15 protein-coding genes are annotated in these 15,041 nt (G+C 73.5%); 8 read left to right on the top strand and 7 right to left on the bottom strand.

The genetic code is table 11. From position 1 onward, the window contains the following. The first annotated feature begins 379 nt into the window (after window positions 1-379). Entirely contained in the window at window positions 380-1,027 is a 648-nt protein-coding gene (locus tag ACFCV8_RS06675) for a TetR family transcriptional regulator (RefSeq protein ID WP_376684164.1), read from the top strand. A gap of 266 nt (window positions 1,028-1,293) precedes the next feature. Here the strand turns inward: ACFCV8_RS06675 and ACFCV8_RS06680 are convergent, their stop codons facing one another. Both ACFCV8_RS06680 and ACFCV8_RS06685 read right to left on the bottom strand, forming a co-directional pair. Further along, window positions 1,294-1,794: a nitroreductase family deazaflavin-dependent oxidoreductase gene (locus ACFCV8_RS06680; RefSeq protein WP_376684165.1), complete on the bottom strand. Its 501-nt coding sequence runs from the start codon at window positions 1,792-1,794 to the stop codon at window positions 1,294-1,296. After that, the gene (locus ACFCV8_RS06685; RefSeq protein ID WP_376684166.1) at window positions 1,794-3,077 is read right to left on the bottom strand and encodes an acyl-CoA dehydrogenase family protein; all 1,284 of its coding nucleotides are present in this window, start codon (window positions 3,075-3,077) and stop codon (window positions 1,794-1,796) included. The genes ACFCV8_RS06680 and ACFCV8_RS06685 overlap by 1 nt, the downstream gene beginning before the upstream one ends. A gap of 153 nt (window positions 3,078-3,230) precedes the next feature. Here ACFCV8_RS06685 and ACFCV8_RS06690 point away from each other — a divergent pair, with 153 nt between their 5' ends. Together ACFCV8_RS06690 and ACFCV8_RS06695 are read left to right on the top strand one after the other, a co-directional pair. Continuing rightward, window positions 3,231-4,400 carry an acetyl-CoA acetyltransferase gene (locus ACFCV8_RS06690; RefSeq protein WP_376684167.1) on the top strand — a complete coding sequence of 390 codons (1,170 nt, stop codon included), beginning with the start codon at window positions 3,231-3,233 and terminating at the stop codon, window positions 4,398-4,400. Window positions 4,401-4,436: 36 nt separating this feature from the next. Further along, on the top strand, window positions 4,437-5,132 hold the full coding sequence (locus ACFCV8_RS06695; protein ID WP_376684168.1) for a pyridoxal 5'-phosphate synthase: 696 nt from the start codon (window positions 4,437-4,439) through the stop codon (window positions 5,130-5,132). A gap of 52 nt (window positions 5,133-5,184) precedes the next feature. Here ACFCV8_RS06695 and ACFCV8_RS06700 read toward each other — a convergent pair whose 3' ends face one another. Together ACFCV8_RS06700 and ACFCV8_RS06705 are read right to left on the bottom strand one after the other, a co-directional pair. Continuing rightward, window positions 5,185-5,373 (bottom strand): ferredoxin, encoded by a 189-nt coding sequence (locus ACFCV8_RS06700; protein ID WP_376684169.1) that lies wholly within the window; start codon window positions 5,371-5,373, stop codon window positions 5,185-5,187. 122 nt (window positions 5,374-5,495) lie between these two features. Then, complete coding sequence (locus ACFCV8_RS06705; protein WP_376684170.1) at window positions 5,496-6,692, bottom strand: cytochrome P450; 1,197 nt, start codon at window positions 6,690-6,692, stop codon at window positions 5,496-5,498. A gap of 329 nt (window positions 6,693-7,021) precedes the next feature. On the opposite strand from ACFCV8_RS06705, the gene htpX reads away from it, so the two are divergent. The 3 genes from htpX (at window position 7,022) to ACFCV8_RS06720 (ending at window position 9,302) form a co-directional block, all read left to right on the top strand. Further along, entirely contained in the window at window positions 7,022-7,951 is a 930-nt protein-coding gene (gene htpX / locus ACFCV8_RS06710) for a zinc metalloprotease HtpX (protein WP_376684171.1), read from the top strand. A gap of 113 nt (window positions 7,952-8,064) precedes the next feature. Beyond that, a complete protein-coding gene (locus tag ACFCV8_RS06715) occupies window positions 8,065-8,649 on the top strand; it encodes a hypothetical protein (protein WP_376684207.1) in 585 nt (194 codons plus the stop codon). 65 nt (window positions 8,650-8,714) lie between these two features. Beyond that, window positions 8,715-9,302 carry a DUF1707 domain-containing protein gene (locus tag ACFCV8_RS06720; protein ID WP_376684172.1) on the top strand — a complete coding sequence of 196 codons (588 nt, stop codon included), beginning with the start codon at window positions 8,715-8,717 and terminating at the stop codon, window positions 9,300-9,302. Window positions 9,303-9,336: 34 nt separating this feature from the next. Here ACFCV8_RS06720 and ACFCV8_RS06725 read toward each other — a convergent pair whose 3' ends face one another. Further along, complete coding sequence (locus ACFCV8_RS06725) at window positions 9,337-9,765, bottom strand: Zn-ribbon domain-containing OB-fold protein (RefSeq protein ID WP_376684173.1); 429 nt, start codon at window positions 9,763-9,765, stop codon at window positions 9,337-9,339. Then, complete coding sequence (locus ACFCV8_RS06730) at window positions 9,762-10,214, bottom strand: DoxX family protein (RefSeq protein ID WP_376684174.1); 453 nt, start codon at window positions 10,212-10,214, stop codon at window positions 9,762-9,764. The genes ACFCV8_RS06725 and ACFCV8_RS06730 overlap by 4 nt, the downstream gene beginning before the upstream one ends. Before the next feature lie 217 nt (window positions 10,215-10,431). On the opposite strand from ACFCV8_RS06730, the gene ACFCV8_RS06735 reads away from it, so the two are divergent. Beyond that, the gene (locus tag ACFCV8_RS06735) at window positions 10,432-11,625 is read left to right on the top strand and encodes a flavin-containing monooxygenase (RefSeq protein ID WP_376684175.1); all 1,194 of its coding nucleotides are present in this window, start codon (window positions 10,432-10,434) and stop codon (window positions 11,623-11,625) included. Between the two features lie 342 nt (window positions 11,626-11,967). Further along, window positions 11,968-13,269: a wax ester/triacylglycerol synthase domain-containing protein gene (locus ACFCV8_RS06740; protein ID WP_376684176.1), complete on the top strand. Its 1,302-nt coding sequence runs from the start codon at window positions 11,968-11,970 to the stop codon at window positions 13,267-13,269. 56 nt (window positions 13,270-13,325) lie between these two features. Here ACFCV8_RS06740 and ACFCV8_RS06745 read toward each other — a convergent pair whose 3' ends face one another. Next, window positions 13,326-14,690 carry a hypothetical protein gene (locus ACFCV8_RS06745; protein WP_376684177.1) on the bottom strand — a complete coding sequence of 455 codons (1,365 nt, stop codon included), beginning with the start codon at window positions 14,688-14,690 and terminating at the stop codon, window positions 13,326-13,328. Window positions 14,691-15,041: the final 351 nt, after the last annotated feature.

Here is a 15,041-nt window from a genome sequence, read left to right on the forward strand (position 1 = left end):
TCCGGGTCCTTCCGTGGTTCTCGGTGGTGCGCGAGGCATGGGGCGCGGAGTGCGGGCGCGGAGCACACGGCACAGGGCACACGGCACACGGCACGCCATGGGTGACGCTCGTCACAGTCAACGTAGCCGCAGCTCGCGCACCGCGCGCACCGGACACCTCGTATCGAACACCCATTCGACACAACTCCGGCGGAAGGGATTCTCGTCGGCGCCGTCACGGAAAGTTATCCACGGAAGTTATCCACAGGCTGTTGATAAGACTTATCGCTCCGTGGTGCGCATACGTCGAAATCCGGCCACTCCCCCCACCACATCTGCGGCGAACCCCATTTGCAGTCGGCCGAATCGCGCTCCGATCCCCCCTCGGTAAGCTGACGGCATGACAGGACAAGTGCGCACCGTCGACGGCCGCGTGGCCGGTCGGCGCGGGCAGGCGACGCGGCAGAAGCTGCTCGACTGCCTCAGCGAGATGCTCAGCTCCTCGCCGTACCGGGACGTCAAAGTCATCGACGTGGCCCGGAAGGCGGGGACTTCACCCGCGACGTTCTACCAGTACTTCCCCGACGTCGAGGGCGCCGTCCTCGAAATCGCCGAGGAAATGGCCAAGGAGGGTGCCGCGTTGACCGAACTGGTCGCCGGGCGCTCCTGGGCGGGCAAGGCCGGCCGGCAGACGGCCGAGGACCTCGTCGACGGCTTCCTCGACTTCTGGCGGCGCCATGACGCGATCCTGCGCGTGGTCGACCTCGGCGCGGCCGAGGGTGACAAGCGGTTCTACAAGATCCGTATGAAGATCCTGAACTCGGTCACCAACTCCCTCACCGATTCGGTCAAGGAGCTCCAGGCCAAGGGCAGGGTCGACAAGGAGGTCAGCGCCGCCGCGATGGCCGGTTCGCTGGTCGCGATGCTGGCCGCCGTCGCCTCGCACCAGAAGGGGTTCACCACCTGGGGCGTGAAGCAGGCCGAACTCAAGCCGAACCTCGCCCTGTTGGTGCATCTGGGCATCACGGGAAGGAAGCCCGCGAAGTAGGCCCGGCGCCGACGGCCCCCTCCCCGCCGGGGAGCGCGCGGCCGACCCGGGCGGCACTCCAGGTCCTGTCACACCGACGGCGGGCCACGCATGTGGTCCGCCGTCGGTGCACCCGGGGCCGTTCGAGAGCCGGCCCGTTCGGGGCCGTCCCGTTCAGGGCCCGTCCCGTTCAGGAGCCGCCCCATTCCGGAGCCGTCCCGGCCAGAAGCGCCCGCGCCCGGGATGCCTCCACGCTCAGGAGACTCCGCGTTCAGGAGACTCCGCGCTCAGGCGCCGCCGCGTTCGCGCAGCCGGAAGAGCCGGATCTCCCGGTCGATCCTCGCCTGGTACGCCGCGTACGGCGGCCAGAACTTCAGCGCCGCCCGCCACGCCTCCTCCCGTTCCGCCCCCTTCAGCAGCGTGGCGTGCACCGGAATGTCCTGGCCCTGCCAGTTGACCACCGCGCGGTCGGGACCGGCCAGCAGGTTCGCCGTCCAGGCCGGGTGCCCGGTACGGCCGAAGTTGCTGCCCACCAGAATCCAGCTCCGCTCCCCGCCGCCGCCCTCCGGCGCGCAGGGCATGCAGGCCAGCGGGGTGGTCCTCGGCAGCCCGCTCCGCGCCCCCGGCACCGTCAGCACCAGCCCCGGCAGCATCCGCGAACTCAGCAGCACCCGGCCCCGGGTGATCCGGTGCACCGCACGGTCCATGGCGGGCACCACGTGCGGGGCGATCCTCGCGAACGTACGGGTCGCGGAGACCTTCTGGACGAGCCGGACACCGGGCGCCATCAGACCGCCCCCACCCGCTCGGCCGCACCCGGCCCCGTCGCCGCACCCGGTCCCCCCGCCCCCGGCGGCCCCTGCGCGAGCAGCCCGGCACGGCGCGCCGCGTGGTCCCGGAGCCGGTGCACGGGACCGAAGAGCAGCTCGGCGGCGGCCGCCCGCCCGAAGTACAGCCGCGCCTCGCGCTCCCGGCCGGGGCCGCCCCCGCCGGGCAGCTGCACGGCCTCGGCGGCGGTGGTCCGCAGTGCCTCCAGGGCCTGGGCCAGGGCGAGCCCCGCGGCGGCGGCCGGGTTCCAGGCCGCGCAGTACGCCGCGGAGCGGGCCTCCTGCACCCGTACGTACAGGTCGGCCAGACGGTGTTCGGCGTCCCGGAGCGCGTCGGCGGTGTGCCCGCCCGCCGTTCCGGGCCGGGCGCCCGCGCCCCTGAGGTGGCCGAGCGTCCGTTCCAGGGCGCCCGCCGCCGCGCCCACCGCCTCCGCGGCGAGCAGCGCGGCGGCCGGTTGCCCGGCCGCGGCGAGGGCGCCGGTCACGTCGGTGGCGGCGTCCGCGCCGAGGAGTTCGGCCCCGGTGTCGCGGAGTTCCAGCCGGGCCTGCGGGCGGGTCCGGTCCAGCGGGGTGCGGGGGGCACGGACGAGTCCGGCCGCCCGGTCCGGCCGGACCAGGAAGAGGAGCGTACGGCTGCGCGGGAAGCCGCCGGTGTGGGCCGCGACCAGGAGCACGTCGGCGGTGTGCCCGTCGAGGACCCGGTCGGCCTCCCCGTACAGCCGCCAGCGCTCCGGGCCGCTGCCGGGCCCGGCGTCGGGGGTGGGTCCGGCCTGGATGCCGCCCGCCCGGCCGCCGCCCGACCAGGTGGCGTCGGCCGGGTCGCCGGTGAGGCCGAGGGCGGTGGCGAGCGATCCGCCGGGGACGGCCAGGGTCGCGGTCAGCTCGCCGGACGCGATGCGCGGCAGCAGTTCCGCGCGCTGGGCATCGGTGCCGAGCGCGGCGATCAGGGGCGCGGCGAGCACGGCGGTGGCGATCAGGGGTGAGGGCAGCAGGATCCGGCCGGTCTCCTCGCAGGCGACGGCGAGAGCGGTGGGCCCGCGGCCCGCACCGCCGTACTCCGTCGGCAGGGCGAGGCCGGGCAGCCCGGGGCCACGGGCGAGCCGTCGCCACAGCCCCGGGTCGTAGCCGTCGGCGCCGGCCCCGGTGTCGTCGCCGACGTCGTCGTCGGGTGCGGGGCGCACGGCCGGCAGTTCGCGCAGGGCGCGGCGTATCCCGTCCTGTTCCGCGGTGAAGGCGGCATCCATCGTCGGGCTCCTTCCGCCGAGGGGCCCGCGGCCCCTCATCTGACGGTGCGTCATATTAGGTGCCGATCCCCGAGATGCCCAGAGTCGCGCGCGGCGGGCGTGGCGGCGACGGACCCCCTCCCCATCCGCGCGATCTGATGTACCGTCAGATTCATGCCTTCTTCCCACCGCAAGGTCGCTGTCGTCGGCATATCCCTCGCCGACTGCGGGCGCGTCGACACGGCCACGCCGTACGCCCTGCACGCCCAGGCCGCCCGCCGGGCGCTGGCCGATTCGGGGCTGGACCGGTCCGTCGTCGACGGCTTCGCCTCCGCCGGACTGGGCACGCTCGCCCCGGTCGAGGTCGCCGAGTACCTGGGCCTGAAGCCGACCTGGGTGGACTCCACCTCGGTCGGCGGCTCGACCTGGGAGGTGATGGCGGGCCACGCGGCGGACGCCATCGCGGCGGGGCGCGCCAACGCCGTACTGCTGGTGTACGGGTCGACGGCGCGGGCGGACATCAAGGCGGGGCGGCGGACGTCGAACCTCTCCTTCGGTGCGCGCGGCCCGCTCCAGTTCGAGGTGCCGTACGGTCACTCGCTGATCGCCAAGTACGCGATGGCCGCCCGCCGCCACATGCACGAGTACGGGACGACACTGGAGCAGCTCGCCGAGGTCGCGGTGCGGGCGCGGGCGAACGCGGCGGCCAACCCGGACGCGATGTTCCGCGAGCCGATCACGGTGGACGAGGTGCTGTCGGGGCCGATGATCGCGGACCCGTTCACCAAGCTGCACTGCTGCATCCGCAGCGACGGCGGCTGCGCGGTGCTGCTGGCCGCCGAGGAGTACGTACCGGACGCCGCCACGGACCCGGTGTGGATCCTCGGCACGGGCGAGCACGTCTCGCACTCCGCCATGTCCGAGTGGGAGGACTTCACGGTCTCCCCCGCGGCGGTCTCGGGCCGGCTGGCCTTCGAACGGGCCGGGGTGCGGCCCTCGGACATCGATCTCGCCGAGATCTACGACGCGTTCACGTACATGACCCTGGTGACGCTGGAGGATCTGGGGTTCTGCGCGAAGGGCGAGGGCGGCCCGTTCGTGGAGAAGGGCCGGACGGGGCTGCGGGGCGAGCTGCCGGTCAACACCGACGGCGGCGGCCTGTCCGCCTGCCACCCCGGGATGCGCGGGCTGTTCCTGCTGGTGGAGGCGGTGCGCCAACTGCGCGGCGAGGCGGGCGAACGCCAGGTGCGCCGGGCGGACGGCGGGCTTCCGGAGCTGGCGGTGGCCTCGGGGACGGGCGGCTGGTTCTGCTCCTCGGGGACGGTGGTTCTGGGGCGGGGGTGACGGTGCCCCGCCCCCGCGATGCGCTGCAATGGGGGCATGACGACCGACGCACCCGGCGCGCGAGACGCCCACGACGCCCACCGGAGTTTCCTGGACCTGCTGCACGCCCAGCGCGTCTGGGACGTGGAGCTGCCCTCCTTCGACCCGGCCGCCGCGCCGCCGGAACCGCTGCCGCTCTTCCACCACTGGTTCGCCGGGGCGGTGGCCGCCGGGCAGCCCGAGCCGCAGACGATGTCGCTGGCCACCACGGACGCGGAGGGCCGGCCCGACGTACGGACGGTGATGCTGCACGACGCCGACGAGCGCGGCTGGCACTTCGCCACCCACCGCACCAGCGCGAAGGGCCGCCAGCTCGCCGCCCGCCCGTACGCGGCGCTCGGCTTCTACTGGCCGGCGCAGGGCAGGCAGGTACGGGTACGGGGCCCGGTCACCGCGTGCCCGCCCGCCGAGAGCCGGGCCGATCTGCGCGCCCGGTCCACGGGGGCGCTCGCGGCGGCGCTCACCGGGGCGCAGAGCGAGGTGCTGGGCTCGCCGGAGGAGCTGGACCGGGCGTCCGCCGCGGCCTGGGAGCGCGCCGGCGCCGAGCCGGACGCGGAGGTCGCGAGCTGGACGCGGTACGTGGTCGAGGCCCGGGAGGTCGAGTTCTTCCAGGGCGACGCCCGCCGCCGGCACGTACGACTGCGGTACCGGCGGCGGGGCGCCGCGTGGGAGCGGGACCTCCTCTGGCCGTAGGGCGCGTCGCCCCGGGAGCCCACGACGCGGCGGGCCGGTCACGGGACGCCGGTCAGTCGATGCTGATCGCCTGCACCGGGCAGACCCGGACGGCCTCCCGCACCGTGGCTCCGTCCAGGGCGTCCTCGTAGCCGGGCAGCAGTTCACTGAACCCGTCGTCGTCCTGGGTGAAGACCTTCGGCGCGGTCAGCGCGCACTGGCCCGCGCCGATGCACCGGCCCTTGTCGATACTGATCCGCATTCCGGCAGATCCTTCCGGTCGCATGTCGATCACCACGTTCCGATCACTGTGCCGTCGCTGTGCCAACGCCGTGCCGTTGCCGTGCCGTCGCCGTACGTGCCGCCCGGGGCCCGGCCGGCCGGTCACCAGGTCACGGGCAGTTCGAACAGGCCCTGGATGGTGTCGCCGGGTTTGAAGGGGACCTCCTCGGCGGGCACCGCGAGCCGCAGTCCGGGGAGCCGGTCGAAGAGCGCGGGCAGCGCGATCTCCATCTCGGCCCGTGCCAGGTTCTGGCCCAGGCACTGGTGGATGCCGAAGCCGAACGCGACGTGGTTGCGCGCGTTCCGGCCGAGGTCCAGCTCGTCGGGCGACGGGTAGACGGACTCGTCCCGGTTGCTCGTGGAGGTGCTCAGGATGACCCCGTCCCCCGCCCGGATCGTCACCCCGGCCACCTCGATGTCCTGCACGGCCACCCGCGAGATCCCGTCCGCGATCGACAGGAAGCGGAGCAGCTCCTCGACCGCCGAGGGCACCAGGTCCTTCGAGGTGCGCAGCCGGGCCAGCTGGTCGGGGTGGCGGAGCAGGGTGAAGGTGCCGAGCGAGATCATGTTCGCGGTCGTCTCGTGCCCGGCGACGAGCAGGATCTCCGCCAGCCGCACCAGCTGCTCCCCGTCGAGGGTCCCGGTCTCCAGCTGGTCGGCGATGAGCTCGTCGAGGAGCCCGTCCCCGGGGGCGGCCCGCTTCCGTGCGATCAGCTCGCGGAAGTACGCGTCGAGCGCCTCCCGTGCCGCCTCGACGTCCGAGGACGCCGGGCCGCGCAGCAGCTTGCGGGACTGCGCCTCGAAGAACAGGTGGTCCTCGTAGGGCACCCCGAGCAGCGCGCAGATGACCATGGACGGTACGGGCAGGGCGAACGCGTCGACCAGGTCGGCGGGCGGGCCCTTCGTGACCATCGCGTCGAGCAGGCCGTCCACGATCTCCTGGATGCGCGGCCGGAGCGCTGCCGTCCGCCGGACCGTGAAGCGCGGGATCAGCATCCGCCGCTGGGTGTTGTGCTCCGGGTCGTCGACCCCGAGCAGTTCGACGCGTCGCAGCGCGGTCGCGGCCAGCCGCTCGGCGAAGAACGGGAACTCCGGATTCTCCCGGTTGGACGAGAGCCGCTGGTCCGCCAGGAGCGCGCGCGCCTCGGCGTGCCCGGTGACCAGCCACACCGTACGGCCGTCGAAGAGCCGGGCGGGGGCCACCGGATGCCGCCCCTGTCGTGTGTCGCGGTAGCCGGCGGGCGGGTGGTAGGGGCAGGTGCGGTTCTGCGGGAAGGAGACGGTCTCGGCGTCTGCCATGGCGGACCTCGCATTGAGAGGGGGGTGTCCTACCGATCTCCGCCCACTAGATGCCTCAGGCACCTAATGGGTCCAGGTGATGTTCGGCCATTTGTCCTCGGTGTTCTCCATTGTCCGCCGGCGTGCCCGGCCGGGCACGCCCGACCGCGTTTTTCCCGCCACCCGTAACGGAATGCCGCTTTCCCGGGCACCCGTCCCCGCAGCCCCGCCGCCCTTCCTCCGCCGCCGCCCCCTCTCCCCTCCTGCTCCCCTCCTTCCCTCCCCTTTGCCCCCCCCTTCGCCCCTCCGCTTTCGGCTCGCGAGGAGCAAGATGGAATGCGGAGGCGACGATGAGCCGAACCCGTACGCGCACCCGCGCCCGTTCCCGTTACGCCCCGGACAACGGCCTGACCACCCGCATGGTCGGCACCATGTTCCTGATCGGCCTGCTGTACGTGGTGCTGGTCGGGGTGCTGCTCGCCGTGCTGCGCGGCGCCTGGCCGATCATCCTGATCCTCGTCGGCGGCATGTTCGTCGCCCAGTTCTGGTTCAGCGACCGCATCGCGGCGTTCAGCATGGGGGCCCGTGAGGTCACCCCGGAGCAGGCACCGGAGCTGCACGGCGCGATCGACCGGATCTGCGCTCTTGCGGATATGCCGAAACCGCGCGTGGCCATCGCGCAGAGCGACGTACCGAATGCCTTCGCGACCGGTCGCAGCGAGAAGACGGCGCTCGTCTGCGCCACCACCGGGCTGCTGCGCAGACTGGAGCCCGGCGAACTGGAGGGGGTGCTCGCGCACGAGATGTCGCACGTGGCGCACCGCGACGTCGCCGTCATGACGATCGCCTCCTTCCTCGGTGTGCTCGCCGGGGTCATCACCCGGGTCGCGTTGTGGGGCGGGCTCTCCCGCAACAGCCGGAGCAACGACCCCGTGGGCATCGCGATCATGCTGATCCCGTTGATCAGCGCGGCCGTGTACTGCCTGAGCTTCCTGCTGACCCGGCTGCTCTCGCGCTACCGCGAGCTCTCCGCCGACCGGGCCGCCGCCCTGCTCACCGGCCGCCCCTCCGCGCTCGCCTCCGCCCTCACCAAGGTGAGCGGCCAGATGGCCCGCATCCCGACGGAGGACCTGCGGAAGGCGGAGCCGTACAACGCCTTCTACTTCGTTCCCGCGTTCTCGTCCAAGGAGAGCCTGAGCCGGCTGCTCTCCTCGCACCCGACCCTGGAACAGCGCCTCGACCAGCTGGCCCGCATCTCCGCCGAGCTCGCCCGCCCGTGAAGCCGTCCTCGACACCGCCCACGACACCGTCCGCGACACCGCCCATGAGCGCCCGGAGTTCCCGAACCCCCGCGTTCCCGCGGCCCCGCCCACACCATCCGGAGGTGACGTCCATGGGGTTCCTCGACGCGATCCTGGGCCGGAGCAAACCGGTCCGGCCCGATCTCGACGCGCTCTTCGCCGTCCCCTCCGCCGCCCTCACCCTGCAGGCGGGCGCGGGCTTCACACCGACCGGCCTCGGCTCCGTCTGCTTCGCGGGCGTCGAGGGCGGTGCCTTCGCCCGGCTCCAGGGGGACGTACGCGAACTGCTCGACGCCGACACCGCACGCGGCGGCATCCCCGTGGAGTTCCACCGGGACGGCTACGGGTACACCTGGCTGCTCTCCCGCCACCCCGCCGACGACACCGCGACCCTGGTCAACGACCTGCACGCGGTCAACACCCTGCTCCAGGACGGCGGCTTCGGCCCGCAGCTGCTCTGCTCGCTGATCGGCTTCCGCGACGAGCGGGACCGCCCGCTGGCCCTGGTCTACCTCTACAAGCGCGGCACGTTCTACCCGTTCGCCCCGGTGCCGGGCGGCGCCGAGAAGCGGGACAACCAGCTGGAGCTGCAGGTACGGGCCGTGCTCGCGGACGATCTCCGGATGGAACAGGACCTGGCCCGCTGGTTCCCGGTCTGGGGCGCCCCGGGCCTGTGACCGGAGCGGCCCGGGGGGTGTCCACCCCTGGGATCCGGGGCTCGTACGACCGTATGATCACTGCCATGACTGCTGAGCCGCCCCGTTCCGCCGCCCGTATGCGAGCCTCGGACGCCGATCGTGAGGCGGTCGTCGAGCAGTTGCGGGAGGCGGCCGCCGAGGGCCGTATCGATCTGGACGAACTGGACACCCGGCTCGGGCAGGCGCTCGCCGCCAAGACCTACGCCGAACTGGCGCCCCTCACCGAGGACCTGGTCCCCATCGAGGTGGCCATGGGCGAACCGCTGGTCCTCAAGGGCGGCCTGCACGGCGTGAAGCGCGCGGGCGCCTGGAAGGTGCCCCCGGTGATCCGCGCCCAGGGCGGCATGGGCGGCGTGCGGATCGACTTCACCCGCGCCGAGTGCCGGCTGCGCGAGATCGCGCTGGAGGTACGCGGCGAGATGGGCGGCGTACGCATCGTGGTCCCCGAGGGCTGGACCGTCGACAGCGACCGGGTCGACCAGGGTCTCGGCGCACTCAAGGACCGGACCACGTCCGAGCGGACCCCCGGTGCCCCGGTCCTGCGCATGACGGGCTCCAGCGGCATGGGCGGGGTGTACGTACGCCACCCGAACTTCGTCGAGCGCCGCAAGCTGCGCGGCATCGAGTCCTGAGCCGTCCGGGCCGGTTCCCGGGTCGGTTCCCTGGTCAGCTGCCTGGGCGGAGGACGGGGCGGAAGACCGCGACGGCCTGCGCCCCCTCCTCCTGCCGGAAGGCCACCCGCAGCGCCATGCCGACGGCGAGCGCGGACTCCTCGCACTCCACGATCTCCGTCATCATCCGCGGCCCTTCGGCCAGATCGACCACAGCGGCGACGTACGGGACGCGGGCGCCGAACGGCGGCAGGTCGTTGCGGTGGACGACGGACCAGGTGTAGAGCGTGGCGTCCCCGCTCGCCGTTTCCCAGTCGACGTCCTCGCTCCAGCAGTGCGGGCAGAACTCGCGCGGGTAGTGATGGGCGCGCCCGCAGGAGCGGCAGCGGCGCAGCAGCAGGCGCCCGTCGTCGGCGGCGTCCCAGTACGGGCGGGTGAAGGCGTCGGGCTCGGGCAGGTCGAAGCGTACGGCGGCGGAGGTCACGTGAAGAGTCCGATCTGCGCGTCGAGGGACCAGGTCTGCCAGGCCATCGCGAACAGCGCGACCAGCGAGATCAGCGCCATCATCGCGTTCTGCCCCTGCTCGGCCCAGTCGTGGATCATCAGCACGAGGTAGAGAAGGTTGAGCAGGAGCCCCGCGACCAGCGCCACCGGGGTGAGGAGGCCGAACACCAGGCCGAGACCCAGGGCCAGTTCGGCGTAGACGACGACGTAGGCCATCGCCCTGGGACGGGGGGCGACGATCCGGCCGAAGCCGGTGCGCACGGCCGCCCACCGGTGCTTCTCCGCGACGCCCGCGGCCCAGGCGATGCCCGTACCGCGCTCGAACCAGCCCTTCTTGTCCTTGTGCCGCCAGCTCTCCAGCCACCACAGCCCGAGCCCTATCCGCAGGACGGCGAGCCACTCGGCTCCGCCGAGCCAGATCGTCTGCACGGTGCCTCCCACTCCAAGAATCTGACGGTACGTCAGTTCACCTGATGACGGGCGGCCCCCGCAAGAGGCGTGCAGGGGTACGCGGCGAACCCATGGGCACCTCGCGGACGACCCGCGCACGACTCACGGCCAACTCACGGACCCGCGTGATCAATTCGCAATCGATTCCGGTCTTGACCGAGACCCATCAACAACGTGCGCGATTACGCTCCGGACCATGCCCGACAGCGCACGTACCGCCGACAGCTCCCGCTCGGACCGGACCGGCCTCACCGAGGACCGCCCCGTCTACGTCATCGGCGGCGGCCCGGGCGGTCTCGCCGTCGCGGCGTCGCTGCGCGAACTGGGCGTACGGGCGGTCGTCCTGGAGAAGTCCGGCCGGGTCGGGGCCTCCTGGCGGGGCCACTACGACCGGCTGCACCTCCACACCACACGGCGCCGCTCCGCGCTGCCGGGGCTCGCGATGCCACGCCGGTTCGGGCGCTGGGTCTCCCGCGACGACATGGTGCGCTACCTGGACAAGTACGCGGAGCACCACGAGCTGGAGGTGGTGACGGGCGTCGAGGTGTCCCGTGTCGACCGCGCCCCGGACGGCCGGGACTGGCAGCTGACCGCGACCGGCGGGCGGGTGCTGACCGGCCGGGCCGTCGTCGTCGCCACCGGCTTCAACCACACCCCGCGCATCCCGCAGTGGCCCGGCCTCGACGGCTTCGGCGGCGATCTGGTGCACGCCGCGCAGTACCGCAACGCCGCCCCGTACGCGGGCAGGGACGTCCTGGTCGTCGGCATCGGCAACACGGGGGCGGAGATCGCCGTCGACCTCGTCGAGGGCGGGGCCGGGCGGGTACGGATCGCGGTGCGCACCGCGCCGCACATCGTGCGCCGTTCCACGGCGGGCTGGCCCGCGCAGTCGACCGCCGTACTCGTACGCAGGCTGCCGGTACGGCTGGTGGACCGGGCCGCGCGGCTGATGGGCCGGATCTCCGTGCCGGACCTCGCCGCGCACGGGCTGCCGCGCCCGGACACGGGGCTGTACTCGCGGGTCAAGGACGGGGCCATCCCGGTGCAGGACGTGGGGCTGATCGACGCGGTGCGGCGGGGCCTGGTGGTGCCGGTGGCGGCCGTCGAGTCGTTCGACGGGGACGCGGTGGTGCTGGCCGGCGGCGAGCGGATCACCCCGGACGCGGTGATCGCGGCGACCGGCTACCGGCGGGGCCTGGAGGGGCTGGTCGGCCACCTCGGCGTACTGGACGGCCGGGGCCGCCCGACGGTCCACGGCGCCCGCTCCCCCGAGCAGGCACCCGGGCTGTACTTCACCGGCTTCACCAACCCGATCAGCGGCATGCTCCGCGAACTCGCCCTGGACGCCCGCAGGATAGCGGGCCGCCTCTCCCGCGACACCGCCCGCTGACCGCGGCACCGGCCACCACACCCGCACCGCCCCGCCGCCCGACGCCCGCACCCGTACGCACACCCGCACCCGTACCCGCATCGGTACGGCCTCGCGCCTCACCGCCGAACGACGCCCCGCCCTGCCCCGCCCCGCCCCGCCCCTCCCAGCGGACGAAGTCGGGTCCGTGTGCGTCAACATCGCGCGGAGCGGGCATGACACCGACCTGGCCGACGGTCGTCGACCGTAGTTCGTTCAGGTGATGCCCCGGCATCCTGCCCCGGCACCGGCGGCCCGACGCCACGATGGTGCGTCGAGTGCGCCCGTGGGACCGACCGTGGGCCTGTCTGCAGGGAGCGGAACATGCGTGACCGGAAGCGGGCCACCCCGCTGGACCGTGCGATTCAGGCATACCCGGTACATGGCGCCGACGCGCACAAGCACTTCGGATGCGTGCTCCATCTGCGCGGGACACCACCGGACCTTCATGATCTGCGCCGCCACCTGGAGACGCGGATCAGCCTGCTCCCGGGGCTGCGCAACGTCATGGACGCCCGGTCCGGCAACTGGCGCACGGTCAATTCCGACCCCGCCGCGCACGTGGAGGAGCGGGTGCTCCCGCCGGGGGACGACGCCCTGCGCGGTGCCGTGCGGGAAGTTCTGGGCGCCCCGCTCGCCGAGGGCGCGCCCCCCTGGATGCTGACCCTCCTGCGCGACGACAGGTCCGGCCGGCACGCCCTGGTGTACCGGGTCCACCATGCCTTCCAGGACGGCGCCGGCATGCTGCACACGCTGGAGACGCTGTTCGCCCCGGCGCCCGTCGCGCCGCACGAGTCGTCGGCCGTGTACCGGAAGGGGGAAGGGGTCCGGCTGTCACGGCCGGGGGACTGGTTCCGGGCCGGGGCCCTGATGCTGGGGTCGCTCAGGCCGAGCCGGGTGTGGAAGGCCCCGGGGCACCGCTTCTCCAGCTCCCGGGATCTCGAATGCGTCGCCGTCCCGGCCGCCTGGCTCCGCCCGCCCGCCGACGACGGCAGCAGCCGCAACGACGTGTTCCTCGCCGCGACGGCACGGGCGGTACGGGACTGGGCCGCCGAGTTCGACGCGGGATCGGCGCCGCGGGACGAGGTGCGCATGCTGGTACCCGCCAACGTGCGCACGAGCCGGCAGGTCTCCGTGCCCGGCAACCGTGTGGTGCTCCTCCCGGTGCCCGTGCCCGCGCCCCCCGCGGCTCCCGCCGAGCACCTGGCGCAGGTGCGGCCCTCCACCTGGGCGCTGCGCAATCCCGCCACCCGGCTCGTGGCCGACCGGCTCGGCCGGAGCACGCCCCACCGGCTCGCCGCCCTGCATCTCAGGTCGTTCGGGACACCGTCCCGGGCCCTGCCGATCGTGTCCCACCTGACACTCCGGCATCCGCTGACCGTCCTCGGCGCCGAGGTGGTGCGGCTCGACCCCCTGATGTGCCTGCCGGAGGGGTTCCCGTTCGCCGCGCTGATCATCACCCACGGCGAGACCTCGGTGGTGTGCTTCGTGACGGACTCGTCCCTGCCCGGCCTGTCCACGCTCTCCCGGCGCTGGCACGACGCGCTGAAGGATCTCGGGGCGGCGGGCCACGGCGCGGTCCCGGACGGCCCTCGGGTCGTGTCCGCCGACGGACACCGGGAATGAGGTGCGCGGGGCGCGGCCGGGGAACCGGTCGCGCCCCGCTTCGCCATGGGGTCCTGTCAGGAGGCGGGCGTGGCGTTGACCACGAGCCGGTCCGTGTTGTTGGCGGGCTGCGGGTCGAACGGGAAGGTCACCGGATTCGCACCGCCGGCGGTGAGGACCACGCGGCCGGTCGCGTCGGGGACCACCCGGTCGACGCGCAGCTCGAACGGGAAGGCGCGCTCGGTGTCCGGGAGGGTCCAGATCGGCATCTCGCAGCTGTAGCGCGGGGCACCGACCGGGTTCGGGTGGAAGCCGCCGCTCAGGGTGCGGGGCTCGCAGCCGGCCGGGGCGGAGGTGACGGTGACGCCCTCGGGGACCGTGAGGTCGACGGCCGCGACCGAGTCGCCGGAGCCGAGATTGCCGATCCAGGCCGGGCCGTTGTTGCGGAAGGCGAGTCGGGCGGTGACGGTCTCGCCCGCGGCGCCCTCGACCCGGGCCCCGCGCGCTTCGAAGTCGGCCGTGTTCGTGGCCTGGACGCCGGCGGCGGCGTAGTTGTCCTCCTCCGCGAGGTCGGTGGCCCCGTTGCCGGGCCGGACGGAGACCTCGACCCGCTCCCGGTAGGCGTGGTCGGCGAGGGCCACCCGCAGCGGCCGGGGCAACGTGAAGGTGCCGCCCGGTTCGACGGCCTGGTCGAAGTCGCACGTGGCCGTGAACATCGGGACGTCGTCGCCGCCCGTCGTCGTCCCGTTCACGCACTCGGCGTACGTGTCGGGGAGCTTCAGCCCGTACGTGGTGGTGATGACGGCGCGCAGGCCCTCGGACCGCTGACCGCCCCGGTTCGTCACGGTGAACGGCATGGTCAGCACATCGCCCGGCTGGGCCCCCTTCACCGGGGCGAGTCCGCCGACGGACAGGTCCGGGCCGGAGCCGACGGTGACGTCGGTGGAGGAGTCGTGCGGGGCCTCCACGGTCCCGTCCGGGCCGCCGGTGGCGACGGCCGCGTAGGTGATCCGCCCCTGCGCCCCGGTCGCGGCACCGTCGGCGGCGTTGACCAGCAGCTGCACCTGCGGGCTGTAGGCGTCGCCGAGGACCGGCACCTCGTCGACGGTGCACAGGGCGGTGGTCCCGCTCGGAGTGCAGTTCGAGGGCCAGTACACCTCGGCCACCCCGGCGAGGCCGGAGATGTCGACCGAGAGCCGGCCGTCGGTGACGGTGAAGTCGTCGTTGTCGTGGTAGAGCCCGATGTCGAGCGGGCGGCCCGGCAGATCGGCGCCGAGCGGGAGGCTCTGCTCGCCGGGTGCCTGGATCCAGAGCCGGTCGCTCGCCGGCAGCTCCTGCGCGGCCGCGGGGACCGCCAGGCCGGCGGTCAGCAGTCCGGCGGCCAGGGCGGCGGCCAGGGCTCCGAGGCGTGCGGTACGCCGGGCGGAGACGGGTCTCATCATTCCCCCAAACGAAGTGGTCCCTGGCCCGGCCGGGCCCTGAACCGCGAACGGCGGCCGGTGGGTCCGGCCGTTCGTTGGACCCCCAAGATCGCCAAGGGGTTGTACGACGCCGCGCGAACTACCAGGACTTCCCCGCGGCTTCACCAGTGGCCCGCACGGCTTCACCGCACCGCCGCGCGGCCGCGCCATCGCGCATCCGCACCGCCGCACGGCCGCATGGCCCCACCGCCGCTTCGCCGCGTGACAACCGGATTCCGGCCGGTCTTTGCCTGCACACCCATTCCTGACGTGCCGTCAGTTCAGTAACCTGACAGAGTGTCAGCTTTGGCTGGCCGGGCAGGATCCCCCGAC

It is taken from the genome of Streptomyces sp. NPDC056347 (assembly GCF_042262625.1).
In the GTDB taxonomy this organism is placed as follows: domain Bacteria; phylum Actinomycetota; class Actinomycetes; order Streptomycetales; family Streptomycetaceae; genus Streptomyces.